The organism is Intrasporangium chromatireducens Q5-1 (assembly GCF_000576575.1).
Lineage (GTDB): Bacteria > Actinomycetota > Actinomycetes > Actinomycetales > Dermatophilaceae > Intrasporangium_A > Intrasporangium_A chromatireducens.
Genome location: NZ_AWQS01000497.1, coordinates 1 through 1136, shown reverse-complemented (window position 1 = coordinate 1136; position 1136 = coordinate 1). Strand labels below are relative to the sequence as shown.

Genomic DNA, 1136 nt, shown 5'->3' with positions numbered 1-1136 from the left:
GCGAGGTCGAAGCGGAAGCCGTCGACGTGCAGCTCGGTGACCCAGTAGCGCAGCGAGTCGAGCACCATCCGGGTCGTGACGACCTGGTTGAGGTCGACGGTGTTGCCGCACCCGGTCACGTCGATGTCGCGGCCCTGTTCGTCGAGCCGGTAGTAGGCGCGCTGGTCCAGCCCCCGCCAGCTGAGGGTCATACCGTCCTGCCCCTGCTCGGCCGTGTGGTTGTAGACCACGTCGAGAAGCACCTCGATGCCGGCGGCGTGGAGGATCTTCACCATGCCCTTGAACTCGTCGAGGACGCCTTGGGGGTCCGTCGCGCTGGCGTAGGCCGCGTGGGGGGCGAAGAAGCCGAGCGTGTTGTAGCCCCAGTGGTTGGTCAGGCCGCGCAGGACCAACTCGGGCTCGTGGGTGAAGGCGTGCACCGGCAGCAGCTCGACCGCGGTGACGCCGAGCGAGGTGAGGTGGTCGACGAAGGCGGGGTGGGCCAGGCCCGCATAGGTGCCGCGCAGCTGCTCCGGCACGCCGGGGTGCAGTCGGGTCGCGTTCTTGACGTGCACCTCGTAGATCACCGAGTCGCAGAGCCGGTGGCGCGGCGGCGTGTCGCCGCCCCAGTCGAACGCGTCGTCCACGACGACACAGCGCGGGACGTATGCCGCTGAGTCGCGGTCGTCGCGCACGCTGAGGTCGCCCTTGAGGTCGGCGCCGACGTGGTGGGCATAGGCGGGTGGCGCGACGGTGACCGCGCCCTCGATGGCGCGGGCGTACGGGTCCATCAGCAGCTTGGCCGGGTTGTGCCGCAGGGCGAGCTCGGGGACCCAGGGACCGGCCACCCGGAAGCCGTAGCGCTGCCCGGCCCCGACGCCCTCGATCGTGTCGAACCAGGTCCCGTACACCTGGTGACGCAGGGGCACGCGCCGTTCGACCTCGCTGCCGTCGGGCGCCCGGTCGAACAGGCACACCTCGACCGCCTCCGCCCGTGAGGCGTGGACGCTGAAGACGGCCCCCTCCGCAGTGAGGTGCACGCCGTGCGGCGGCGGTACGTCGGGGGGCGTGGTGGGCATGCCCGTCAGGATAAGGCCGCCCCCGCGACGGACGCGCCGACCCGCTTCCCCCCCGTCGAGCGAGCGCAAACTCCGGTT

1 pseudogene is annotated in these 1136 nt (G+C 71.5%); it reads right to left on the bottom strand.

What is annotated here, in order from left to right:
• A pseudogene (locus N864_RS22475) lies at nt 1-1058 on the bottom strand (glycogen debranching protein GlgX); the annotation flags it as partial.
• Nucleotides 1059-1136 lie beyond the last annotated feature (78 nt).